The following is a 23,402-nucleotide window of genomic DNA, read 5'->3' as shown; positions in this document are numbered from 1 at the left end:
TTCGGGTTTTATATAACTCTAGGAATAGTCAAACGATTCATGTGCCATTCTCCTTTGCTCAAGAAATGACGGGAAGCTTTGGGGGGCATTTTGTTTTGACCCTGCAGCATGGCCCGCATGCTCTATCATATATAACAAGCTTACTTCAAGTAAGAATGCAGTTTTTTGTCGGCCTTATGGCGTCCCTGCATAGGAAAAAAGCCCTCCGGATTACGGAGGACCTTATCGGAAATCATGCCTGGATATCACGCTTTTGGTTATTCAGTTCGGTTTATTCGTTTTTCATTCGCAGGTTGTCGTACAGCACAATCGTTCGCGTCAGCGCTTCGACACCGAGCGCCACGTCCGCATAATCGGTCCACTCCTCGGGACAATGGCTTCTGCCATCCTTGCTTGGAACGAATACCATTCCGATCGGCGCGATTCTGGCAATTTGATTGGCATCGTGTCCAGCTCCGCTTGGCAGGGAAATCGACGATGCGGTCGCTGCGCAGCCGCTGCGTATAATTGCCTGGACGTCTTCGTCTACGCGAATCGGCTCCGATTTGGATAAGCAGTCCATGGAAATGGCGATGCCGCAATTCAAGGCGATCTCTTCCGTTCTCCTCTTGAAAGCGCAAATCAGCTCTTCCATGATGTCCACGCTGAGCGAGCGGACCTCTAAATCGAACACGACGCGTCCCGGAATGACATTGGAGGCGTTGGGCTCGACCGTGAGCTTGCCTACCGTGCCCACAACGGGTTCCGCATCATGTTCCCGGCATATTGCCTCCAATTCCAGTATCATTCTGGCGGCGCCCGTAAGCGCATCGCTTCTCATCGTCATAGGCGTCGTACCCGCATGATTGGGCCGGCCCTCGACAGTCACCCGGTAACGATGGATGCCAACAATCCCCGTAACCACGCCAAGCTTGGTGCCCGTTTGCTCCAATACGGGACCCTGCTCGATATGGAGCTCCAAATACAACGCGATGTCGCCCGGTCCAAGGGCGGCGGAAGGCAGCGCATCCGGATCGCCGCCAGCCAGCCGGATCGCATCCCGCAGCACCAGGCCGGAGGGATCGGTTCTTTCCAGCATCTCTTCCGGCAGATTGCCGACCATCCCCCTGCTGCCGATCGTGGAGATGCCGAATTCACTCGGCTCCTCCGCCGTGAAATCGACGACCATCAGCGGATGGCGCAGGACAATCCCGGCCCGCTTCAAGGTGCGCACGATTTCAAGACCGGCCAGTACGCCGATGATGCCGTCAAATCTACCTCCGCCCGTTACCGTATCGGTATGCGATCCCACCATGATCGGCTTCAGAGACGGGTCGCTGCCCGGCAAGCGGCCGATCAGGTTGGAGGCAGCGTCGATTTCGACATGCATGCCGATCTCCACCATCCGTTCCCGCAACCACTGCCGCCCCTGTTCATACCAGGGTGTAAAAGGCCTTCTTGTCCACCCCGGCTTCGAAGAATCCACCATCGCGGCAAGCGACTCGATATCCCGTTCAATCGTCTCCGCATCCGCTTTTAAAAGAGCATCGTTCATCCGTCTCTCCCCTTCGCCTTTTCATCAGATCCCTTTTCATCGCTCGAAATGGACATCCATGATGTCCGAATGATCGAGAACATGGCCTGTCATTCGGCTGTTCGCAAATTATTGGGGAAGTATGCCCTCAATCGCCATCACACGGCACGGCGCTCCTTCAGTACCTTTCAACTTGATCGGTGCGCATACGAGCAGCACCCGTTCTTCGGTAATCGCCCCCAAATTGGTGCACCATTCGACAAGACAAACATTATTGCCCAGGAATGTCAGGTGATTCGGACTCCAATTCGGCTGTCCCCATTCGCGGCCGGCTGGAGGATGGAGCGGAGAATCGCACGTCATGAAATCCTGAACGAGCGTCTTGATCCCGCGTTCCATCAGCCATTCCGCCGCATCGGTCGTCAAATAGATCATTTGATCCCAAAATTCGAAGGTCCCGAACATTTTATCCGTCCATCCGGTTCGGATAACGACGATATCGCCCCGCTTCATTTGAACGCCCGTCGCCTCCAAATCGGCTGCACTTACGCATTCGCCGGCCTGTTTGTGCATCATATCGAACACGACGGCTTCGCCGACGAGCCAATCGAGCGGCACCTCATCGTTGTTCAACCCGCCGATAATATAATGGGAGGGCGCATCGTAATGCGTGAAGTGCTGAGTCGACAGCTGCACATCATGGGAAGAAACCTTGTTTTCTTCCACCGACGCGACTTGTGTAATGGTGTTGACGGATTCGGGCTTTCCGTAAACTTTGCTGCGCGGGAATCCGGGATATTTCGTTTCGGGATCGATCGTCAGAGTCAGGTCGATCACTTTCATTGTCAGCACGCTCCTTAAATTTATGTAATTATTGAGCGGTATAGCCCCCGTCGACCATTAGATTGGAGCCGACGACAAAAGATGAATCGTCGCTGGCGAGGAATAACACCGCTTGGGCGATCTCGATCGGTTCCGCTAGCCGGCCGATCGGATGTTTGCTTACAAATTCGTCGATGACCTCTTGCGGCTTGGCCGTGATGACCGGCGTCAACGTGTAACCGGCGCAGATGGAATTGACGCGAATGCCTTGCTTCGCATAATTGACCCCGAGCGTCCTCGTCAAATTGATGACACCGCCTTTGGCGGCCGCGTTCGCTATGACGCCTTGCTGTCCCACAAAGCCGAGGAACGACGCATTATTGATAATGGAGCCGCCGCCCCCCGCAAGCATCGCTTCGATCCCGTACTTGTTGGATAAAAAGACCGAGTTAAGGTTGACGTCAATAACCCGCTGCCAATCCGCATAAGTCATCGTATGGATCATGGCGGATTCGCCTATGCCAGCATTGGCGAACAGAATGTCCAGACGGCCAAACCGATCGACCGTTTGCGCAACAAGTCGCTTTACGCTCTCTTCTTGCGTAACGTCCGTTTGGATGTAAACGTATTTTGACGGCTCGCTGTCCGCAGCCAGATTCCATTCTCCCCCTGTCTTCGGCAAGTCGGCCACGACCACGCTGGCCCCTTCCTGCAGAAACAGTTCAACTGTCGCTTTGCCGATACCTTGCAGGCCGCCTGTAACGATGGCCACTTTTCCCTGAAGCCGCATCTTTACTCCTCCTTGTTTTGAATCGCGTTCATCACCGCCTCCAGCAAGGTGCCGTCCGCTGCCAGACGTCTGGCGCTTTCGATGTCCTGGCGGAGCACCCGGTCATCATCCAGCGGGGGAATGAACCGGCGAATGCACGCATAAGCGGCTTCCGTTCCCCGGCCGAGGCGCGGATGTCCGCGCAGGTCGATCGCTTGGGCGGCTGCCATCAGTTCGATGCCGATCATGTATTCCAGCTTGTCGAGTATACGCTCCGTCTTCTGCATCACCCAGGGAGCCATCGTAGCATGATCCTCGACGCCGTTGGCCACCGGCAGGGCATCCAGCGAGCCGGGATCGGCGAAATGCCGTATTTCGGCGGCCAATGCTGTGTATGTTTTTTGCAGCGTGCTGAATCCGTTCGTTGTGCCTTCGCGCCTCGCCAGAAATTTGGGCAGTCCGCTGAATTCCGACGTCATCAGCCGCTGCAGGCGATTCTGAATCATGCCGGCGAGCGATGAAAGCTGTATACCCAGAAAATCAAACCGCATCGCGATGGTCGCGATGTGAAAATTGCCGTGAGAGACGACCTCCTCATCATCGGTCAATACGAACGGGTTGTCGCCGAGGCTGTTCAACTCGATGTTCATTCCCTGCAGCGCGAACTCATACACGTCGCGGCAAGCCCCGTGAACCTGCGTTACGCTGCGGAAGCTGATCGGATCCTGAACGGTCCGCTGCACCTTGCCCTCCCACAGATAGCTTCCTTCGAGATAGGCTCTGATGTCGTTCGCGCAGGATAGCTGGCCCGGGTGCGGGCGGAAACGCCCGATCCGGGCGTCAAGCGGCGATACGTTGCCGCCAAACCCCTCCAGCGAGAGAGAAGACGACAGATCGGCCAGATCGAGCACACAAGCGCATCGGTGAAGCAGAAGCGCGGCATGACCCAGTGAAGCCGAGTTATGGCTGCACAGAATGAGCCCGTCTTTCGGCCCCAGTACGACGGGGTCGAGCCCGGCGGCATGAAGCGCCTGCGCAGCAGGGACGATCTCGCCTTTGTACATGACCTTCCCTTCGCCAATAAACGCCAGCCCCATTTCGGCGAGAGGGCCCAGATCGGCGGCGCCGATCGAGCCGCCCGACGGGGTCAACGGATGGATGCCTTTATTTAAGAACGCCGCATGCATGTGCAGTATCTCGGGATTGACGCCGCTTCCGCCTTTAGCCAGCGCATTCGCCCGGACGGTCAAAATGGCCCGGACGACGGATTCCGGGTAGTAAGGGCCGATACCGACGCAGTGGCTGACAAGAATTCTTCTTTGATATGCCGCCATATCCTCCGGGGAAATGACGACGTTCCGGTTCGCGCCAACCCCGGTCGTTACGCCATAGATCGGCGTATTTCGGCCGGCAATGCGCAGAAGAGCCTCGCGGTCGGCTGCGGCGCGCTCCATCACTTCGCCGCCAAACCTTACCCGTACGTTTTGACAGGCTGCCCGGACGACATCCTGCACGGTCAACTGCTCGCCGTTTAATACAATTTCATTGGTCTGCTTGTTGAATGAGTTGGTCAGCATATCGTTATCCCCGCACCTGGTAGCTATCCCATTTCTGACGTACGTGCTCCATCACCGACCGTGGAATTTCGGCGAGAGGGGGCGACTCCGCTTCACGCAGCGCGAAGATCCCTACCTTCGCTACCGTGCCATGATGAACAAGCGCCTCCGCGCGGTCCGTGCGTACGCCCGGAATGACGATCATATCCCGCTCCGCGCGCATTCTTGCCGCGATCGCCCACTCGACCGCAATCGGATCGTCGATAGGAATGTCGTCGTCAACCACAATGACCTGTTTAACCAAATTGCAGTGCGCGAAGGCGGCGAACATCGCCTTTTGCCCTTCGCCGGGTCTCGGTTCGGCAATCGAAATGACGGCATGACAGCGCCCCATTCCGCCTTCTGTAATGTAGGCGGCTTTGGCCCTCGGTACAGCACGGCGGACGTGATGCAGAACCGTCGTCTCGATCGCCATCGCGCCGATCAGAAAATGTTCATGGTATTTACCGGGAAGAATCGTCTGATAGATCGCATCTTTGCGGTGCGTGACCGCCTTCACACACAGGACCGGGCTTTTGCCATAGTCTACGTACATGCCGTGAAATTCCGATACCGGCCCTTCCTCGTACAGCTCGCCCGGAACGAATTCCGCCTCGATCACAAATTCCGCGCCTGCAGGCGCCTCAACGTTAACCGTAACACCGGGAGACAGCTCGAAAGGTTCACCGAACATGCCGCCGGCGATTTCGAATTCGTCAAATCCAAGATCGACATAAGCGTTGGCTGCGACCAGCACGGCCGGGTGATTGCCTATCGCTGCGGAAATTTCGAGCGGCTTGCCGAGCTTCTCGGCTTTGATCATCAGCTGATATAAGTGATGGCTTGGAGACATGCCGATCATCAGCTTATCCGGGCCGAGAACAAGCAGCCGGTTCATCGACACATTGCGCTTTCCGGTTTCCGGATCTTTCGCTGCGATGACGCCTGCCGTAATATATGGACCGGCCTCCCGTTCAAAAAAAGTGGCGACGGGCATGATGCTCATGATATCGATCTTATCGGTGATTACGACCTCCCGGCACGGCGCGTCATGGATCAGAGCGGCTGGTACCGGATGCTCGATGCCTCGGGAAATGTGCTGCAGGGATGCCTCCAGTGTCGGTTCAATTCCGCAGCTGACGGAAAAATTAGTCCGGTCGACGAGATTTCCGACAACACGGGTTTCATAGCCTTCTACACGGTTGAACATCACCGCATTTCTTCCCGGTGCCTGCGCAAGCACCGCTGCAAGCTCAAACTTTGGATGCACGGCGCCTTGTACGGTGGTCAGACGCCCCGATTTCTCCAGCTTGCGGAGAGCGGAGCGCATATCTTGCTCTTTCCATCCCATTCCTCTTTCACGCCCTTTCGGTATCAGGAACGCTTTCCCGGGACAGCAGGCCTTCAATGGCAAAGGCGCGGCACGGAGCCCCGTCCGTACCTTTCAGCTTGATCGGTACACAGCCGAACAGAAACCGTTTCTCTGTAATGGCCTTCAAGTTCGTCAGCCATTCCAGCATCACAATGTTCTCTTTCAAAAACGTAAAGTGATTCGGGCTCCATTCATCGCTGCTCCACGTACGCCCTTCCGGGGGATGGAGCGGAGAATCGCAAAGCATAAAATCGCCCGCGACCGATTTGATACGTTGGTCCCTCAGCCACTCTGCGGCACAAGTGGACAAGCCGATCATCTCATCCCAGAACCGGAACGTGCCCCACGCCTGATCCGTCCAGCCGGTGCGGATCACGACGATGTCGCCTTCTCGGATATCGGCGCCAGACTGCAGCAAATCTTCTTTCGTCACATAGGAGCCGGGTTCTTTGTGCAGCATGTCCACGAGAACCGCTTCGCCGATGAATGAATCCAGCGGCACCTCGTGATTTTGCAAGCCGCCCTCCAGGAAATGGGCAGGTGCGTCATAATGGGTGAAATGCTGCGTGCACATCGTAAAATTATGCGATTGAACCTTATTTTTGGCGATCGAAGCCACTTCTGTAATTTTGGTACTCGATTCCTCTTCACCGTAGACAAGACTTCTTGGGAAACCGGCAAATTTCGTCTCCTCGTCAATGACTAACGAAAGATCAATGATTTTCATGGCGACTCGTCCCTCGCTTTCGTATATGGCTATTCGATAAGTCCGGCCTGCTTCAAAAAGTTTGCAGCCACATCCTTCGGCTCTTCCTTCTTTACATCTACCTTGGCGTTTAGCTCGGCCATCGTCGTCTCGTCCAGCTTGTCCGCCAGCAGATTAAGCGTTTCGCCTACCTCAGGGTACTTCTTCAGGAACTCCATTTTCAGAATGGGAGCCGGGTAATACGGCGGAAAGTAGCCTTTATCGTCTTCGAGAATTTGAAGCTCGAGTGCGGGAATCCGGCCATCAGTGGAATAACCGACCAGCACGTCGATCTGGCCTTCGGTGAGCGCCTGATAGGCGATGCCGATATCCATCTCCTTGCGGCCTTTAAATTCAAATCCGTACTTTTCCGCCATGCCTTTATAACCGTCACCGCGTTCGAAAAATTGGGCATCGGAGCCGAGCACCAGATTCGGCGCATGCCGGACCAGATCGGAGAACGTTTTCACGCCGAGTGCGTCCGCTTTTTCCCGCTTCATAATCAGGGTGAAGGTATTGGAGTATTTGATCGGATTAAGCCAGGTGAATCCGAATTGTTCCTCATATCCTTGCTTCGCCTTCTCATAGACCGTTTCCGGGGTATCGTCGGGCTTCAGCTCGTTTTTCAAAATGTTAATATAACCTGTTCCGGTATAATCCGCGTAAACCTGGATATCGTCGTCCTTCAGCGCTTGCATCAGCACATTCGAGGACCCCAGGCCTTCTGCTGTCGAGATCGTATGCCCGGTTTTCGCATCCAGCAGCTGAGCCATCAGTTGAACCAATATGAGCTGCTCGGTGAACGGCTTTCCGCCGACGGTAATGCGGGCCGGCTGCACATTTTCTCCGGGCGCCGCCTCATTTGAAGGCTGGTTCCCGGAAGATCCGCAGGCGGACAACAGGGTACCGGCAAAAATCAGAACGGCCAATACAATTTTTTTCATCGTTACTCTCCTCCATATGATTGGTCTCTATCGGGTATAGCATTATTACCGGTTCAGGCCCTTTCTCTTGGACATCCCGCGGGGAATCACTCTAATCTCCAGCCTCTTCAGCAGGAAATCGGCCAATACCGCAAGCAGCGCAGCCGGTATCGCGCCGGCTAAAATCAGTTCCGTCCGGAGCATGGACACGCCCCGGAAAATAATTTCTCCCAGACCGCCCGCTCCCACAAAAGCGGCAATCGTCGTTACGCCGATCGTCGATATGGTAGCGGTGCGGATGCCGGCCATAATGACGGGAAGCGCAAGCGGCAGTTCGATGATCCGCAGAATTTGCCAATCGGTCATTCCCATTCCCCGGCCGGCATCAACTACCGACTGATCCACCTCGACAATGCCCGTATATACGTTTCGCACGATCGGCAGCAGCGCGTAAAGTACCAGCGCGATAATCGTCGGCTTCACCCCGATTCCGACAAACGGCAGCAGAAAACCGAACAGCGCGATGCTTGGAATCGTTTGGAATATGCCGGTGAAGGCAATGACCGAATCGGCGATTTTTCTCTTCCTCGTCAAGCAGACGCCCAGCGGAACCGCGACGAGGAGCGCAATGGCCATGGCGGATAGCGATATGTATACATGCTGCCATAACGAAGTTAAGATCATATCCCGCCGATTTACAATAACGTCAACGAACTTGACCCAGAAATCGTCCACACTCATCACCTCCACTTACGCATCTGCGGAAGCCCGCTCACGCAGCATTTGTCTCAGAATTGACCTCTCGGTTACAATCCCCAGCGGCTTGCCATTCCTCATCACGGCCACCGCACGCCCGTCCGAATCGACGATCAGCTTCGCCGCCTCATTCCAGTGCGATGAATATTCGATTTGCGGCATGCCGCGTTTCGTCATCTCACCCAACGGCCGCTCGCCGACACCTGTATGGCTTCTCAAGTCCGCCGCCGGAACATAGCCGACTAAACGGTCGTCCTTGTCAGTGACAAGAACCGCATCCAGCGAGGATGCCTCCGCGACCGCCAAAGCGTCTTTGATCCGATGTTCCGGTGTCAGCGTGGACGATTGTGAAACCATCACGTCCAGTACGGTTTCTGCGCTTTTCTTGGCGGCGGCCAGCCGTTTCTCCCCGATAAACCCTCTGACAAAATCGTTGGCAGGCTGCCTCAGAATGGCTTCGGGCGTGTCATACTGCACGATTTCGCCTTGATTCATGATCGCAATCCGGTCGGAAATTTTAAGCGCCTCGTCCATATCATGCGTGACGAATACGATCGTTTTATGGATCGATTTCTGCAAACGGACCAGTTCGTCCTGAAGCTGTTCTCGGCTGATCGGGTCCAATGCGCTGAACGGTTCGTCCATTAATACGATCGGAGGCTCGGCGGCCAATGCGCGAATCACTCCGATTCTTTGCTGCTGCCCCCCGCTGAGCTCGGAAGGATACCGGTTTCGGAACACTTTCGAATCCAGGCCGACTATATCGAGCAGTTCATCGATGCGCGCAGCATATTGCGACTCTTTCATGCCTTTCAGCTTCGGCACCAGACCGATGTTTTTGCCGATGGTCAGGTGGGGAAGCAGGCCAATCTGCTGAATGACATAGCCGATGCTCCGCCGCAGTTCAACGGGATCGACCTTGGAAATATCCCGGCCCTGAACATAAATGGTGCCGGAGCTTGCCTCGATCAACCGGTTGATCATACGCAGCATCGTTGTTTTGCCGCAGCCGCTCGGACCGATCAAGGATACCAATTCCGCTTTCTCGACCTGAAAGCTGATATCTTTAAGCGCGTGGATATCTCCGTATCGTTTGTTCACGTTGTCGAAACGAATCATATATGCCCTCCTTTACATCGTTGTCCCGGTTCGGGCCTTTTGCCGGACATGACCGGCGACAAAGGTTCCATATCCCGGCTCCGCGACGACTTCGCTGCCGTCATACACAACACGGCCCCGGACAAAAGTGCAGACGATTTTGCCCCGCAATCTTCTGCCGTGAAAAGGCGTCATCTTGGATATCGAACGCAGCCTGGTTTCGTCGATCGTGAATGAAGCGTCCGGATCGATAACCGTAAAATCGGCATCATAGCCTTGAGCCAATTTTCCTTTCCCCGCGATTTGGTACACCTCCGCCGGATGCTGCGCCATGACCTTGGCGAATTCGACCGGAGTCAGCTTGCCGCTGGCCACGGCGCCGTCATACATGAGCGGCACAAGGAGCTCGACGCCCGACAGGCCTGAAGAAGCCATAAAGATGTTGTTGTTGCCCGCTTCCTTCTTCTCCTTCCCCCATGGCGCATGATCCGAGCTCAGCAGATCAATTCGTCCTGACTGCAGATGCTTCCACATCCCCTGTACATCCTCCGGATGGCGAAGCGGCGGATTCATCTTTGCCTTGGGCCCAAGCCGATCCAGATCGTTTACGTCGAGCAGCAGATACGGATAACACGTTTCGCATGTCACGTCCAGGCCGCTCTGTCTAAAGTTTTCAATCAAATCAACGGTGCGCGGATGACTGACATGCACGATGTGAATTTTCGCACCCGTCCAATATGCGAATTCCATCAGCTTCAAAACTTCGCTCGATTCGGTGACAGGCGGACGCGTCTCCATATGAGCGCGCGGATAAACGCTGCCCGCCTGCCGATACCGTTCCATAAGATCGCTGATGATTTCGTTGTTTTCGGAATGAAAAGCCGCACGCAGCCCGGTCTCTCCGATCAGCTTCATCGCCTTCAGCATTTCGTGATCGGGAATCCTCGGGAATCGGTAGGCGTCCGTCTCGAACGTGGACAATTTAAAGGCGACCGCGCCTGCTTCGGCAAGCCGACCGATTTGATCCGTTCCGTCGAATTTGGATATCGTCGCCCATAAGCAAATGTCCACGATCGCTTCCTTCTCCACTTGCTCCGTCTTGCGCTTGAACCGCTCCACATGATTGATCGGATGCGGGAGATCATAGGGCATATCGAGGAACGTCGTTACGCCGCCCGCCGCAGCGGAGGCGCTTGTCCGGATAAACCCTTCGTCCGGATTGCTGAAGCAGTGCACGTGGGTATCGATAAAGCCGGGAAAAATATAGGCTTTGCCGAACGGCTTGTGTTCCTTGCCTTCCAGCGTGCCTCCTTCCTTTGCGATACAAGCGATTTTTCCGTTCTTCACGCCGATTTCCCCGACAACCACCTTATCCTCCAAGACCAGCTGTCCGCTTATAACCAAATCGAATAGTTGCATTGGCATACAATCCCTTGTTGTGTGTCTTATTCCAAACGTCCATTTAGACGGCGGTCTCCGAGGCTATAAATATTTTTGCGCTTCCTCCACGGCCGTCAGCACATGCTGCACCAAGCTGCCCACCTCTTTGTTTAAGAAGCGCTCTCTTGGCCCCGCAATACTTAGCACCCCGGCGATCCGGTCTTCCGAATCCCGGATGGGCGCCCCAATCGCATAAACGCCTTCATCCACCTCGGAATCGGACACCGCATAGCCCTGCTTGCGGATTTGCGCCAGCTCCGCTTTCAACAGCTGCACATCCGTAATCGTATGTTCCGTAAATTGGCGCAGGTCTCCCCGTTTGGCTAGCTCGTCCACCGTTTTTTCCGGCATGAATGCCAGAAACGGCTTGGATGAAGCGCCTGCATGCAAAGGCAAAAGCTGCCCCTGTTCTGCGGATACTTTAATCGGCTGCGGAGAAGCGATCGTCTCCAAACAAACGACATTCAACTCGGATACAATCGTCAGGATTGACGTTTCTCCCGTTTCTTTCGTGAGATGTCTCATAACTGGCAGGACAATGGATGAGAGGGTATTATCGGCTCTTACAATTTTGGCCAGCGCCAAAAAACGGTATCCGAGCCTGTAGGTCCCTGTGTTCGATTCAACGATGTACCCCTTCTCCTTCAATGTCCTTAGATGCCTGTACACAGAGCTTTGGGGCTGATCCAGCAATTCCGCGATGCGGGCCACGCTTAGCTCGCGAGTTTCCAAACTGAACAAATCAAGAATGTCCAACGTTTTCTCTGCGCTCACACCGATCCTCCTTACGTAGAGCCATACTTCCTCATAGAATAATTATCAAATAGTGATATTCGATTATCATTTTCAAACTGCTGTTGACGTTATATTATTTGACGCAGCAGAAGGTTGTCAATAGCATTTCGAGATTTTCTTGACATTTTTTCTTAAATTCCGATATAATTACTTGCATATCAGGAAAAAGGCAGGCGGAATCGATGGTTCGACCATGCTCGCCATGCGGCGGCCCGACGTCCCAAACGTTGTTTGCACGAACATTGCGGTGCCGGCCCGATCGATAACGGCAATGCATCAATGCATTGCCGCACAAGGACAATTCGAGGACGGCTTCCTTCGCATGATGCATCGTCCCCGCGATTTGGAGAAAAAAATGATATTATTGCATTTGTATTCTTATGTCATTTTCGTTTACGATGATGTTCGATGCAGGCTATGATATTACATCCCGAGTAAGATGATTTTACATATGATGGATATATATTCCAGAAGCGCTGAAACCGATTGCCACGGATCCAAGGAAAACCGAAATCAGCCTTATGGCGTCCCTGCATATAAAAAAAGCCCTCCGAAAACGGAGGACCTAATCGAAAATCATGCCTGGATATAACGCGTTTCGTTATTTAATTCATTTAACCGGTTTTGCAATTGCATCTTTTCTTCCGGAGTCAGGTCCAATTGAGGCGCTCTCATATAACCAACGTCCACGCCTCTCATTTTGAGCGCTTCTTTAAAGTAGGACATATTGCTTCCGTTTCTCAACGTCTCGCAATATTTTACGGCTACTTTTTGCAGCTGTCTCGCCTTTTCCAGATCCTTCTCCTGGAAGGCCTGATACAAGGCGACGAAAGGCTCGGGATATACGCATGATACGCCGGATACGGTGCCGTCGCAGCCCATAGCCAAAGACGCCAGGAACAAGCGGTCCGTGCCGTGCATCACCGAGAAATGCCCATCGTTAATACCAAGGTATTCCGCCGTTCTCAAAAAGTCAGGATAGCTGTATTTGATGCCGATCACATTCTTGAATCGTTCTGCTATTCTTTGGGCCACTTCCGTCTTCAAGTCGTTAGCGGCGCATTGAGGGATATTGTAAAGATACATTGGAAAATCCCCGGGAATGCTTGAAGCTACGCTTGCAAAGTATTGTTCCATTTCCCTGTCGTTGGCGCCCAGGAAAATCGGGGTTACGACGCCGATGCCGTCAGCGCCGATGGAATGGGCGTGCTGCGCAAGCTCTATCGTATCTTCCAGGGTTACTGCTCCCACGTGGATAAACACGGTCACTCTGCCCGCAGCGGTTTTGACTACGGTTTCCGCCACGGCTTTTCGTTCGGATACGGACAGTCTGACCATTTCGCCCGTTGTACCCAAGGGGTATAAACAATGCACGCCTTTGGAGATCAGGAACTCCGTCAAGCCCGCCGATTTTTCCAGGTCTACCTGCCCATTGCGGTCAAATGGGGTTACCATAGCTGTTGTCACACCGTATAAATGTTTCATGATTCCTGCATCTCCTCTTTATGATAAGTCAAAGGCGGCTACTTCTTCCCAGGTGGGAAGAGAGCTTTGCGCTCCATGCCTGGTTACCGTTATCGCCGCTGCTTTTTGAGCCAGTTCAATGGCTAGATCCACATCATGATACTTGAGATATCCCGCGACAAAGCCTCCGATAAAGCTGTCACCGGCCGCGGTGGTATCCTGCGCCTTCACTTTGCGGGCCGGATAGGTCTGTACTCTTTCATGATCGATATAGCAGCAGCCCTTGCCGCCCAACGTAACAATTAACGCACGAACGCCCTTGCTTAAATAAACCCGGGCCGCCGCTTGAAGAGTAGACGCGTCCGTTATCGTCATACCCGACATGCTCTGCAGTTCATGCTCATTGGGGATCAAAAAATCCACAAAACGCAGGATCTCGTCACAGAGCATTTGGGCCGGCGCCGGATTCAATACCGTCGTTTTCCCCAGCTCCTTCGCTAACCGAAGCGTATATTCCACCGTTTTCAAGGGAATCTCCAGCTGCAAGACGACGATTTCGCATTTCTCGATGGCTTGACGTTGGCTGTCGATATCCTCCGGCGTCAGCTCATGATTGGCTCCGGGAATAACCACAATATGGTTGCTTCCCGCCCGGTCGACCGTGACGAAGGCCAACCCTGTCGGACGATTGGACGTCATGATATATCGGGTATCTACTCCTGCCTGCTGCAGCGATTTCATCAGGCTGGCGGCGTGCGGATCGGAGCCCACTTTGCCGATCATGCTCACGCAGGCCTGCAGCTTTCCGATTGCAACCCCCTGGTTAGCTCCCTTCCCGCCGGGGCTCTCCGACATGCCGATGCCCATCAGCGTTTCGCCCTCCCGGGGCAGCTCCTCTACCTGAACCACAATATCCTGATTCAAGCTGCCCACAACGACTACACTCGGCTTCATCTTCTCACCCCGCTTGTTTCTGTTTAAACGACGATGTTCTCCGGTACCTTATTTTGAAATACATCAAGAATCGCCTGTGCTGTTGTCAGGCTGACTTTATGATAGGTTTCATAGGTTTCCGCTGCCGTATGAGGCGTCGTGATGAGATTCGGCAGCTGAAACAACGGATTGTCATCGGATACCGGCTCCTGCTCGTATACATCGATAGCCGCTCCGGCCAGCTTCCCGGATTTCAGCGCCTCGGCGAGCGCTTCTTCACTGACGACGGCTCCTCTTGCCGTGTTGACGAAATAGGACCCGTCCTTCATCATGCCGAAGGTTTCGCGGTTCATAAAATGATGCGTTTCCTTCAGGCTGGGCAGATGCATGCTGACCACATCGGATTCGCGCAATATTTCTTCATAGGAGGTTAAGGTGACATGGAGCGCCTTGGCTTTTTCCACATTTGGATACTTATCGTAGGCATACAGCTGTACATCAAAGCCCTGCAGCTTCTTGGCTACCATCTGGGCGATATTTCCGAAGCCAAGCAGTCCGATTTTGCGGCCTATCAATTCCGCCCCTACAAACCGGTCCCAGTATCCTCTTCTTGCCGACTGATGCAGGCCCGGAATGTTGCGCATCGCGCCCAGGATCAGACCAACGGCCAGCTCCGCCACTGCGTTGGCGTTACCTCCCGGTACATTGGTGACCCGGATTCCGTATTGCTTGGCCTTCTCCAAATCAATATTATCTACACCGACACCGAATCTTGCGATGATCTTCAGCTTGGGGGCCAGTTGGAACACCGCTTCGTCCCATGTATCGACTCCGGCAACCACGGCATCGATATCGCCCACAAGAGGCTTAAGCTCCTCGAACGTATGCGGCCGGCCCAGCTTGTTTTCGATCACTTCACAGCCGTGGCTTTCCAACAGCTGCTTGGCTTCTGCACAAAGCGTCGAATAATTGGTCGCCGTCACTAATACTTTTTTCGCCTGTGTCATTATTTAACTCCTCCTACCGTCATGCCGCTAACCATATATTTGGATGTAAAGAGATACATGATAATGACCGGAATGGAAGCAATGATGGAGCCGCCCATCAGAGGACCCCAAGCAAATACGTCACCCACGATCATATCGGACAAGCCCAACGTAATCGTTTTGTCGACGCTCTTGGTCACCACGACCAGTGCGTACAGGTATTCGCTCCAGCACAAGGTGAAAGCGAAAATGAACGTAGCCGCAATACCGGGAGCCGACAGCGGAAAGATAATATTAAGCATGGTTCGAAGCCTCGTGCAGCCGTCGATCATCGCCGCCTCTTCAATTTCCACGGGAATGGATTTAAAATACGAAATCAGCATCCATGTCGCATACGGCACGGTAATGGTCGGGTAGATGAGCATCAGGCCGTAAATGGAATCGTTCCATCCGATAGAGGACACCAGCATATACAGCGGAATAAACAATACCGCTCTCGGCATCAAATAGGCATACAAGATTCCTTTGGACATCATGCTTCTGCCCCGGAATTTCAGCTTGGCTATGGCGTAAGCCGCAAGCATGCTGACGATAATAGACGCAAAAGATACAACCAGGGAAACGATCAGGCTGTTCTTGATATTGACGAGAAATTCTTTTTCCATTAATTTGACATAGGCCGACCAGCCGAAGTGATGAGGCCAAAATGTCGGGGTCATATTGTAGATCTCGCTTTGTGATTTAAAGGAGGTATTGATCATCCAATACAGCGGAAACAGGGCGAAAATCAACAAAACGGCCAACGTTGCGTAAACTATGATTTGCTTGCTTAATGAATTTCTTTCCATAGCGGACCACCTACTCTTTCGATGAAAGCGAACGCTTCGTTACATAGTTGATGAGCATAATCAGCGGAGGCATGGTCATGATCGCAATGGCAATCGCCTTACCCAGGCTCATGTTCAAAAAACCTATCGTATAGCTGAGTGTAGACAATACTTGAGTGCCGTTGTCCGGACCTCCGCGGGTCAATAACCAAATGATTTCAAAATCGTTCAGCGTCCAGATCGTGGTCATCACGGCTGCCAGTATCGTGACTTCTTTGATGGAAGGCAGGGTCATATAGAAAAAGCGTTTGACCGCCCCAGCTCCGTCCAGCATAGCCGCTTCGTACATTTCCTTGGATATGGTCTGCAGACCTGCAAGGATGGCAATGCCCATGAACGGAATGCCCCGCCAGACATTGACCAGAATAACGGAGAACATCGCTAAATCCGGAGTGGACAGCCAGCCTACCGGTTGACTGATGATGCCGGTTTTTAGTAATAAGAAATTCAGTACGCCTCCAACGTCGGAGTATATCCACTGCCATGTAAAGACCGAGACGATGGTCGGAATTGTCCAAGGGAGAAATAACAGAACTCTAAATAGATTGCGAAACACGATTTTTTCATTCAATACCAAGGCCATAATCATGCCGAACACCGTTTTGGCGATGACGGCTGCCGCAGTAAACAGGATGGTGTTCCATACGGCTTTCCAAAACAACGAGTCTTTGACTAATTCAATGTAGTTATTCAAACCGATAAACGTGGCAGGTACACCCACGACTTTGTTGGTAAAGCTTAAATAGACCGCCCATCCGAACGGAAGAACCATGATGGCAAGCAAGTAAATCACTACCGGACTCACTAACACATAGGCAAGTTTATGATCTATATTGGTTTTCAAGCCGCACCCCGCCTTACTTGTTAGGTTAAGGTATCAGGAGAATGCCTCTGATACCTTAACCGCCTTTGGACATTATTGTTTGTTGTACACTTCTTCAATTTTGGCATGCAAATCTTGGATTGCCGTTTCCGGAGTATAGTTGGCATCGAGCAACAGCTTCTGGAATGTATCGTTCACGTAACGCAGGTTGAATACTTCTCCCGCCTTCGGATTGTACTCGCTGGGGAATCCCAGGAACGCAAAGCTTTTGATGGATTCCACAAACCCTTTGTTTTTCTCTTCCTGCCACACCGGCTCATTGGCCAATTCCGGATAGATCGGTCCTGTCAGCGGAGCGCCTTTTTCCACCCAGGTTTTGTACCAATCCTCTTTCACCATGTACTCGACAAACTTCTTCGCCAGGTCTTTATTTTTGGAATCTTTAAAAATGCCCAGGTTGTTGCTGATGCCCGGAATGACGCTTCCCTTAGGTCCGGCCGGAATAGGAGCAATGCCGGTATTCTCGTAAAGCTCAGGGTTGTCTTTCTTGATCGTGCCGAGTACGCTTCCGACGTTGAAAATCATCGCGGCCTGACCGCTTAAATACGCCTTGTTGTTCCCGCTGTCATCCCAACCGATGGAGCTTGGAGGCGTACTCTTATCCACGGTGAACATCTCTTTGATAAACTTCGCGGCTGCAATCGTTTCAGGACTGTTCACGATGACGGTCTTGCCGTCCTTCGTATCCAGCGAGCCGCCATAGGACCAGATAATCGCTCTTGTCAAAAATTCAGCGTCGGAGTTCCCTTTTCCGTAGCCCAGCCCCGCGCCGTATACGCCTTTACCAGGATCCGTAAGCTTCTTCGCCATTGCCCTAAACTCATCCCAGGTTTTCGGAGGCGCATCGAAGCCGGCATTTTTCAGCAGATCTTTGCGGTAATAAAGCACCTGCGATTCCGTCCAAAACGGAACGGCGTACTGCTTGCCTTGGAAGCTGATCGCTTTCTTCATGCTTTCATGAATTTCGCCATTATCGCTTTCTACCTTTTTCACCAAATCGCTTACATCCTCCAGAACACCCTTGGCATAAAACTGCCCTACTTCCTGATATCCGAAGAAGGATACATCCGGAGTCGTTTTGGATTCGATGGCCGCGGACCATTTGGGATAAAAATCTTCATAGGCGATGAGTTCGACATTGACATTGACCTGATTTTCGGCTCCAAATTGTTTAGCCCGTTCGAGGATCAATTTATTTTGATCCTCGAACAATTGTTTTTTCATCCAGAACGTTAACGTTTGTGTCGGCTTCTCCTGTTTTGGCGCTTCGCCTGCCGACGGCCCGCCGCTGCAGCCTGCGGCAACCGATGCCATCAAAGTGACGGCCATTGCTTTGGTTACCCATGGTTTCATGAAAAAGACCTCCTTCAATAGGGTGCAAAATCGTTTCAGCTTGCTTTCATGTTCATTGTAATGTGTACACGCTTACGATAAAATGACAACTATTTAACTTTCGTGATACAAAATTAACGTGTTTTGGGCCGATGGCCACCGACACAAAAATGCAGCCAAACCTCGTTCCGAGGCGGCTGCATCCATAGGGCTGTTATTTTCCTTCTTCAAGCTTTAAACGAAACTCCTGCGGAGTTAAGGAATAGTACTTTTTAAACACTTTGATAAAATAGTTGGGGTTCTGATAGCCCAGCTTGAGAGCAATTTCATAGTTTTTCAATGTGTTATCCGCAAGCAAAGAAGCGGCCATTTCCATCTTGAGGCGCAGGACATAATCGCTTATATTTTCTCCGGTCTCCAGCTTATAAATCCGGGAGACATGCACAGGATGCATATACATATGATCGGCGATGGCCTGTAAAGAAACATCCTCCACCAGATGCTTTTGGACAAACTGCTGGATTTTGCGGACGGCATTCTCTCGGTTGTTCCTCGTTTCATTCTCCATACACTGCTGCAGCCGCCGAAACGATTGAAACATCCAGTTCTCCAAAGCCGCGATCGAACGGCATGCCGTCAAGCCCGCTGCATCGGACAACACAGGTCCGATCATTTGCGCCAGCTCCCGGCCGTTTTTATGGGCAAAGGAGCTGAAGGAAGCATAGACGAAGAAAAAAACTTCGATCAGATGCTCGGCGGAATCCGCCCATTTCATGTGAAGCTCGTCCAGGATGCCCGTTAATTTTTCATGTGCCGCATCCCAATTCCCCGACTCCAGCAAATGGATAAGCAGGGGCGGTTCATATAGTCTTTGCAGCGAATGGACAGGCTGCTGCTCCATTTCGTCGGATACGTAGATCAACAGCCCGCTCTGGTTTCCTACCCGCCTGCGGAGGGATAACAGGCTGTCCTGGTAAAGCCTATTCATATCATCGGGGAACGACCCCCATTTGCTTATCAAGACGGAAACGGTCCCTTTCAGATAATGGCTCACGCTAAGCTGTAATTGGGAGGCCATAAGCTGCAGCTGATTTTCTACGGTCTCCCGCCTATTCTCCGTTTGGGCAAGCTCCGCCTGTTTCTCATCGGTAACCGTGACAACGAAGACCAAATAGCCGTAAACGTCTTTACCCGGCCATAGATGAAAATAACCTTCGCATATTTCCTCCGCCATGTTGCCGATCGCATATTCCATCAAAGACAAGCTGTAAAAATCCAGCTCCGAAAGCTGCCCTTCCATCCGAACCAGCATTAAAGCGAACGGGCAATCGGGAGCAATGCTCATCTTAAGCAAATCCAGCTTCTCCGTTAATCGCTGCTTGGAATACTTCACACCCTGCAATAATTCGTTTAACAGCTCGGCCCTCAGCTTCGGAAGGTTCTCCTCCAACGCTTTCAGCACGCGCTGGTAAGACTGACTTTCTTCGCGCTCCCTTTGCAATACATCCACCGCATGCTTCACCTTCGATAAAATCGCTTCATCGCTAATCGGCTTCAACAGGTAGTCAAAGGTATTATGCTGAATCGCCTGCTTGGCATACTCAAATTCCGCATGTCCCGACAATAAAATGCATTTAATTTTTTTCCAATTGCGGCGGACCTCCTCCAAAAGCTCCAATCCGCTCATGCCGGGCATCCGGATGTCGGTCATGATAATATCGATGGGATTGGTTTTTAAGATGTCCAGTGCTTCAAATCCGGAATACGCTTTATAAACGGAGCCGATTCCGGCTTCAGGCCAAGGAAGAGTATCTGCAAGACTATCCACGACACTGGCTTCATCATCTACGATCAGTAATTGGAACATCTCCATCCTCTCCTTTCTTTGAACCGCCGGCCGTTTCCCATATCACTTCAACGCGAAGTCCGTTTAAGGGTGACGGTGAAAAAAACAACCCGGATTTCCCTTCATACATGTGAATTAAACGCTGGTGAATGTTCCAGAGTCCGCAGCCTGTTTGTTCATCCATGGGCACGTTGATTTTGGTTTGGAGCTCTGTCATGGCCTCCTTCGACATGCCGCCGCCGTTATCATCTACAATGATCCGATTCGTCCCGTTGGAACGTTCGCCTTTGATATGAATGATGCCGAATTCCAACTGATTCTCCACCCCATGGATGACGGCATTCTCCACAATGGGCTGAATCAGCAGGCGCGGAATTTCCAATTCCATCATGTCTTCAGGAATCGCGATCTCGTAGCCTAAACGCTGCATTCTCATCGTCTGGATCTCCAGATAATTTTGGATCAGCTTCATTTCTTCCCTGATGGTGGTCATCGGGTTTTCGAGCCTGGTCGTATAACGGTAATATTCTCCTAAATTCAGAGACATGGCCACCACGGCCTCTTTTTCTCCCAAACTCGCCATGTTCTTGATATAAAACAAACAATTATATAAAAAATGAGGGTTGATTTGCGATTGTAACTGCTTCAAAGTCGCTTCCCTCGAGCGGAGCGTTTCTTTATATACCTTTTCTATGAGCTCTTGGATTTGTTCGGCCATTTGGTTAAAGCTGTTAAATAAAAAATCAAATTCATTGTTGGGCTGCTTCTGAAGCCTTACGGAATACTGCCCGTCTTTGATTCTTTGTACGCCGCGCAGCAGCAATTGAATCGGCCTTTGAACATTCCGGTACAATAATAACGTCATCAAAATGCTTAACACCATCAGCAGACCGACCGAAGTATAAAATAAATTCCGGCTGACCGTAATCGGAGAATAGATACTTTCCAGCGGGACCAGATCCACGAGATACCAGCCAAGGCTTTCCGAACGGATATAATTGACAATATATTGCTGTTCATTCAGCGATATCGTCAAATTTCCGCTCTTGCCCAGCTTCAAACGGTCTAGTTGTTCGACGGCGCTGCTCACAAGCGTATGATCCGCCGTACGGTTTAAGATCGGCTCCTTACCGGCCAGATAGAAAAAAGGCTCGCTCCTCCCGCCCTGCTTCAGCTGATTCAGCATATTTTTTAGATTGTCATCTGTAAATCTAACCTCAATAAGTAAATTCGGGTTATCGGATTCCCTCATTCGGGAAAAGAACATCTGCTTTGCTCCAAAGACTACCGTATCCCGGTGCAGCCATTTTTTTAATTCCGTCTGATCGATATAGTCCTGGTTGTATTCAACCGAATAGTCGGTGGATATGACTTCCTTGGAATCCGACAAATGGAGAATAATCTGATTGTTCCAGCCGCTGGTTGCAATCTGCATATTCAGCATTTCCACAATCCGCATTTTTCTTTGCACCTGATCGAGCGGTTTGCCTGTGCTGCGTCCCTCCAAATATTCTTTTATACTGTAGTCCCGGCTGGCAATCACCGAATACTTGGTAAACTGCTCGATCATTAATTCCATTTGGCTCATAAAAAAAGAAAGCCGGTTGCGATTTCCGTCCTCAACCGTCTCCCGAACCACGTTCATGCTTACTTGATGGGAATATCCATATAATAAAATGATCGGGATAAGCAAAGAAAAGACGAGCGTGATCACTTTGCCGAAGGTGTTCATTTTTATGTTCATACGACGTCTCCTGCAATGATGTATTATTTGGCTTTCTCCCTGTCGATGATCGCTTGATATGCTTGATTGGCCTTATCTGCTGCGTCTTTAATATCCTCGCCTAACAAGCCCTTAATGACAATGTCGCCTATGATATCGCGCGCCTCGCTTACACTGATTACCTGCGGGCGGTCATGGCCCACCCCGACTTGTATGGATTCGCTTATGACAGGGATATATTCCTCCGGAAATCCGGAAACCCCTTGAGGATCATTCCATACCGAATTCCGCGCTCCGGGGTTTCCCCTTTGCTGCGATTTCAAGACAAGGTCTTTACCGGTTGCCCACTCGATGAATGTCCATGCCGCTTCTTTATTCGCCGATGCGGAATTCATCGCCAATCCCCAAGCCGTGATATTAAAAGGCTTGGCCCCGGCCTGGCCCGCAGGGAACATAGCAAAACCAACCTTATTCACAATTTTCGATGTACCGGGATCAAGCATGCTGCTGTAGATCGCGCTCGCGTCGGTAAAGAACGCCGCTTTCCCTTGGGCAAACACACCCATCGCTTGCGGCCAGGCCATATTCAAAACACCCGGAGGACCATAATTTTTCAGCAAATTGGCATATCTGCTGATCCCCTTGATGGCTTCCGGCGTGTTGATTGTCGCTTTACCGTCCTTTTGAAAATCGGCGCCTTCCGAATATAAGAAAGACGAAAGCTGAGTGACAAGTGCATTCCTCTGCCCCCTGGCCACAAAACCGTAGACGCCATTGTCCGGATCATGCAGCTTTTTTACCGCCTCCTCCAGCTCATCCAACGTTTTGGGAACGGGTATGCCGGCTTGTTCCAGCAAGTCTTTCCGGTAGTATAGAATTTGCTGTTCGGTGGAAAGCGGCACGGAAATCAGCTTCCCGTCGGCCGTTGTAGATTCTATGGCTGATTTGGAGAAATCATCAAAGTCATAATCCGGATTTCTTCTCACATATTCATCCAACGGCTGTACCCAACCGTTTTTATGAAAAAGCTTCACTTCTTCCAACGGACGAATCATGAAGACATCGGGATTGGAACTGCCTGCCGTTAATTGAACGGACAGCTTTTGGCTCAGCTGTTCATTGGCCAAAATCTGCAAATTGACCTTCAACCCGGTTTGGGACTCAAATTCGGGCAGCATCGACCTGATCACATCCGCCGCAGGGCTAACCCCCATGTAAGCGGTTATACTTGTGCCCGTATACGGTTTGCCGTTCTTGCCGAAAGAATTATCGGAATCCTGATCATGACCTCCGAAACAACCCGCCAATGTACTTGCCATCAGCATGATGCAAACAAATAAAGTTGTCCATTGAATACATCTGATTCTCATATAATCCTCCCTCCAGCACTTGCTAATAGTTCATTTTATAGCAATTTTCAATCTTTTGATATGCAATCTATTTAACATTTATGGTATAAAATTATCCATTTAATGCGTTTCCAATAGATCTTGTTCATATTTTGGTATATATTTAACTGG

20 protein-coding genes are annotated in these 23,402 nt (G+C 51.6%); all 20 read right to left on the bottom strand.

Translation table 11 applies throughout. The annotated features are described in order from the left end of the window. Nucleotides 1-271 precede the first annotated feature (271 nt). The 20 genes from IJ22_RS24325 to IJ22_RS24225 all read right to left on the bottom strand — a co-directional run bounded on the left by IJ22_RS24325 (nucleotide 272) and on the right by IJ22_RS24225 (nucleotide 23,252). On the bottom strand, nucleotides 272-1,534 hold the full coding sequence (locus tag IJ22_RS24325; RefSeq protein ID WP_062410633.1) for an N-carbamyl-l-glutamate amidohydrolase ErtE: 1,263 nt from the start codon (nucleotides 1,532-1,534) through the stop codon (nucleotides 272-274). 108 nt (nucleotides 1,535-1,642) lie between these two features. Beyond that, on the bottom strand, nucleotides 1,643-2,356 hold the full coding sequence (locus IJ22_RS24320; protein ID WP_062410632.1) for a cyclase family protein: 714 nt from the start codon (nucleotides 2,354-2,356) through the stop codon (nucleotides 1,643-1,645). Between the two features lie 28 nt (nucleotides 2,357-2,384). Continuing rightward, the gene (locus IJ22_RS24315) at nucleotides 2,385-3,125 is read right to left on the bottom strand and encodes an SDR family NAD(P)-dependent oxidoreductase (RefSeq protein WP_062410631.1); all 741 of its coding nucleotides are present in this window, start codon (nucleotides 3,123-3,125) and stop codon (nucleotides 2,385-2,387) included. 2 nt (nucleotides 3,126-3,127) lie between these two features. Beyond that, a complete protein-coding gene (locus IJ22_RS24310; protein WP_062410630.1) occupies nucleotides 3,128-4,681 on the bottom strand; it encodes an HAL/PAL/TAL family ammonia-lyase in 1,554 nt (517 codons plus the stop codon). A 4-nt stretch (nucleotides 4,682-4,685) separates the two neighbouring features. Further along, complete coding sequence (locus tag IJ22_RS24305; protein WP_062410629.1) at nucleotides 4,686-6,050, bottom strand: UbiD family decarboxylase; 1,365 nt, start codon at nucleotides 6,048-6,050, stop codon at nucleotides 4,686-4,688. Nucleotides 6,051-6,057: 7 nt separating this feature from the next. Beyond that, nucleotides 6,058-6,798 carry a cyclase family protein gene (locus tag IJ22_RS24300; protein ID WP_062410628.1) on the bottom strand — a complete coding sequence of 247 codons (741 nt, stop codon included), beginning with the start codon at nucleotides 6,796-6,798 and terminating at the stop codon, nucleotides 6,058-6,060. A 29-nt stretch (nucleotides 6,799-6,827) separates the two neighbouring features. Beyond that, complete coding sequence (locus tag IJ22_RS24295; RefSeq protein ID WP_062410627.1) at nucleotides 6,828-7,760, bottom strand: ABC transporter substrate-binding protein; 933 nt, start codon at nucleotides 7,758-7,760, stop codon at nucleotides 6,828-6,830. A gap of 45 nt (nucleotides 7,761-7,805) precedes the next feature. Continuing rightward, on the bottom strand, nucleotides 7,806-8,474 hold the full coding sequence (locus tag IJ22_RS24290) for an ABC transporter permease (RefSeq protein WP_373864983.1): 669 nt from the start codon (nucleotides 8,472-8,474) through the stop codon (nucleotides 7,806-7,808). Nucleotides 8,475-8,489: 15 nt separating this feature from the next. Continuing rightward, on the bottom strand, nucleotides 8,490-9,614 hold the full coding sequence (locus IJ22_RS24285; protein ID WP_062410625.1) for a betaine/proline/choline family ABC transporter ATP-binding protein: 1,125 nt from the start codon (nucleotides 9,612-9,614) through the stop codon (nucleotides 8,490-8,492). Nucleotides 9,615-9,626: 12 nt separating this feature from the next. Then, complete coding sequence (locus IJ22_RS24280) at nucleotides 9,627-11,012, bottom strand: hydantoin-5-propionate amidohydrolase (protein WP_062410624.1); 1,386 nt, start codon at nucleotides 11,010-11,012, stop codon at nucleotides 9,627-9,629. Nucleotides 11,013-11,075: 63 nt separating this feature from the next. After that, nucleotides 11,076-11,807 (bottom strand): IclR family transcriptional regulator, encoded by a 732-nt coding sequence (locus IJ22_RS24275; protein ID WP_062410623.1) that lies wholly within the window; start codon nucleotides 11,805-11,807, stop codon nucleotides 11,076-11,078. Between the two features lie 597 nt (nucleotides 11,808-12,404). Next, nucleotides 12,405-13,313: a dihydrodipicolinate synthase family protein gene (locus IJ22_RS24265; protein WP_062410621.1), complete on the bottom strand. Its 909-nt coding sequence runs from the start codon at nucleotides 13,311-13,313 to the stop codon at nucleotides 12,405-12,407. An 18-nt stretch (nucleotides 13,314-13,331) separates the two neighbouring features. Then, nucleotides 13,332-14,246, bottom strand: a complete 915-nt coding sequence (rbsK, locus tag IJ22_RS24260) for a ribokinase (protein ID WP_062410620.1) — start codon at nucleotides 14,244-14,246, stop codon at nucleotides 13,332-13,334. Nucleotides 14,247-14,269: 23 nt separating this feature from the next. Then, nucleotides 14,270-15,232 carry a phosphoglycerate dehydrogenase gene (locus tag IJ22_RS24255; RefSeq protein WP_062410619.1) on the bottom strand — a complete coding sequence of 321 codons (963 nt, stop codon included), beginning with the start codon at nucleotides 15,230-15,232 and terminating at the stop codon, nucleotides 14,270-14,272. Beyond that, the gene (locus IJ22_RS24250; RefSeq protein WP_062410618.1) at nucleotides 15,232-16,059 is read right to left on the bottom strand and encodes a carbohydrate ABC transporter permease; all 828 of its coding nucleotides are present in this window, start codon (nucleotides 16,057-16,059) and stop codon (nucleotides 15,232-15,234) included. Before IJ22_RS24250 ends, IJ22_RS24255 begins: the two co-directional genes overlap by 1 nt. 10 nt (nucleotides 16,060-16,069) lie before the next feature. Continuing rightward, a complete protein-coding gene (locus IJ22_RS24245; RefSeq protein WP_054817350.1) occupies nucleotides 16,070-16,942 on the bottom strand; it encodes a carbohydrate ABC transporter permease in 873 nt (290 codons plus the stop codon). Between the two features lie 72 nt (nucleotides 16,943-17,014). Then, entirely contained in the window at nucleotides 17,015-18,334 is a 1,320-nt protein-coding gene (locus tag IJ22_RS24240) for an ABC transporter substrate-binding protein (RefSeq protein WP_062410617.1), read from the bottom strand. 193 nt (nucleotides 18,335-18,527) lie between these two features. Then, a complete protein-coding gene (locus tag IJ22_RS24235; RefSeq protein WP_062410616.1) occupies nucleotides 18,528-20,180 on the bottom strand; it encodes a response regulator transcription factor in 1,653 nt (550 codons plus the stop codon). Continuing rightward, entirely contained in the window at nucleotides 20,155-21,903 is a 1,749-nt protein-coding gene (locus tag IJ22_RS24230) for a sensor histidine kinase (protein ID WP_062410615.1), read from the bottom strand. The genes IJ22_RS24235 and IJ22_RS24230 overlap by 26 nt, the downstream gene beginning before the upstream one ends. A 23-nt stretch (nucleotides 21,904-21,926) precedes the next feature. Continuing rightward, complete coding sequence (locus tag IJ22_RS24225) at nucleotides 21,927-23,252, bottom strand: ABC transporter substrate-binding protein (protein WP_062410614.1); 1,326 nt, start codon at nucleotides 23,250-23,252, stop codon at nucleotides 21,927-21,929. Between the last annotated feature and the right edge of the window lie 150 nt (nucleotides 23,253-23,402).

Origin of the sequence: Paenibacillus naphthalenovorans (assembly GCF_001465255.1) — a bacterium.
Taxonomy (GTDB): Bacteria; Bacillota; Bacilli; order Paenibacillales; family NBRC-103111; genus Paenibacillus_G; species Paenibacillus_G naphthalenovorans.
Note: the sequence above shows the minus strand (reverse complement) of the source record. Positions and strands in the feature narration are given on the sequence as shown.

Coding starts and splice junctions, on each gene's coding strand:
- IJ22_RS24265 (WP_062410621.1), bottom strand. CDS start 13,313: ATGAAACATTTATACGGTGTGACAACAGCTATGGTAACCCCATTTGAC.
- IJ22_RS24305 (WP_062410629.1), bottom strand. CDS start 6,050: ATGGGATGGAAAGAGCAAGATATGCGCTCCGCTCTCCGCAAGCTGGAG.
- IJ22_RS24320 (WP_062410632.1), bottom strand. CDS start 2,356: ATGAAAGTGATCGACCTGACTCTGACGATCGATCCCGAAACGAAATAT.
- IJ22_RS24225 (WP_062410614.1), bottom strand. CDS start 23,252: ATGAGAATCAGATGTATTCAATGGACAACTTTATTTGTTTGCATCATG.
- IJ22_RS24310 (WP_062410630.1), bottom strand. CDS start 4,681: ATGCTGACCAACTCATTCAACAAGCAGACCAATGAAATTGTATTAAAC.
- IJ22_RS24230 (WP_062410615.1), bottom strand. CDS start 21,903: ATGAACATAAAAATGAACACCTTCGGCAAAGTGATCACGCTCGTCTTT.
- IJ22_RS24300 (WP_062410628.1), bottom strand. CDS start 6,798: ATGAAAATCATTGATCTTTCGTTAGTCATTGACGAGGAGACGAAATTT.
- IJ22_RS24315 (WP_062410631.1), bottom strand. CDS start 3,125: ATGCGGCTTCAGGGAAAAGTGGCCATCGTTACAGGCGGCCTGCAAGGT.
- IJ22_RS24295 (WP_062410627.1), bottom strand. CDS start 7,760: ATGAAAAAAATTGTATTGGCCGTTCTGATTTTTGCCGGTACCCTGTTG.
- IJ22_RS24285 (WP_062410625.1), bottom strand. CDS start 9,614: ATGATTCGTTTCGACAACGTGAACAAACGATACGGAGATATCCACGCG.
- IJ22_RS24325 (WP_062410633.1), bottom strand. CDS start 1,534: ATGAACGATGCTCTTTTAAAAGCGGATGCGGAGACGATTGAACGGGAT.
- IJ22_RS24255 (WP_062410619.1), bottom strand. CDS start 15,232: ATGACACAGGCGAAAAAAGTATTAGTGACGGCGACCAATTATTCGACG.
- IJ22_RS24280 (WP_062410624.1), bottom strand. CDS start 11,012: ATGCAACTATTCGATTTGGTTATAAGCGGACAGCTGGTCTTGGAGGAT.
- IJ22_RS24235 (WP_062410616.1), bottom strand. CDS start 20,180: ATGTTCCAATTACTGATCGTAGATGATGAAGCCAGTGTCGTGGATAGT.
- rbsK (WP_062410620.1), bottom strand. CDS start 14,246: ATGAAGCCGAGTGTAGTCGTTGTGGGCAGCTTGAATCAGGATATTGTG.
- IJ22_RS24240 (WP_062410617.1), bottom strand. CDS start 18,334: ATGAAACCATGGGTAACCAAAGCAATGGCCGTCACTTTGATGGCATCG.
- IJ22_RS24250 (WP_062410618.1), bottom strand. CDS start 16,059: ATGGAAAGAAATTCATTAAGCAAGCAAATCATAGTTTACGCAACGTTG.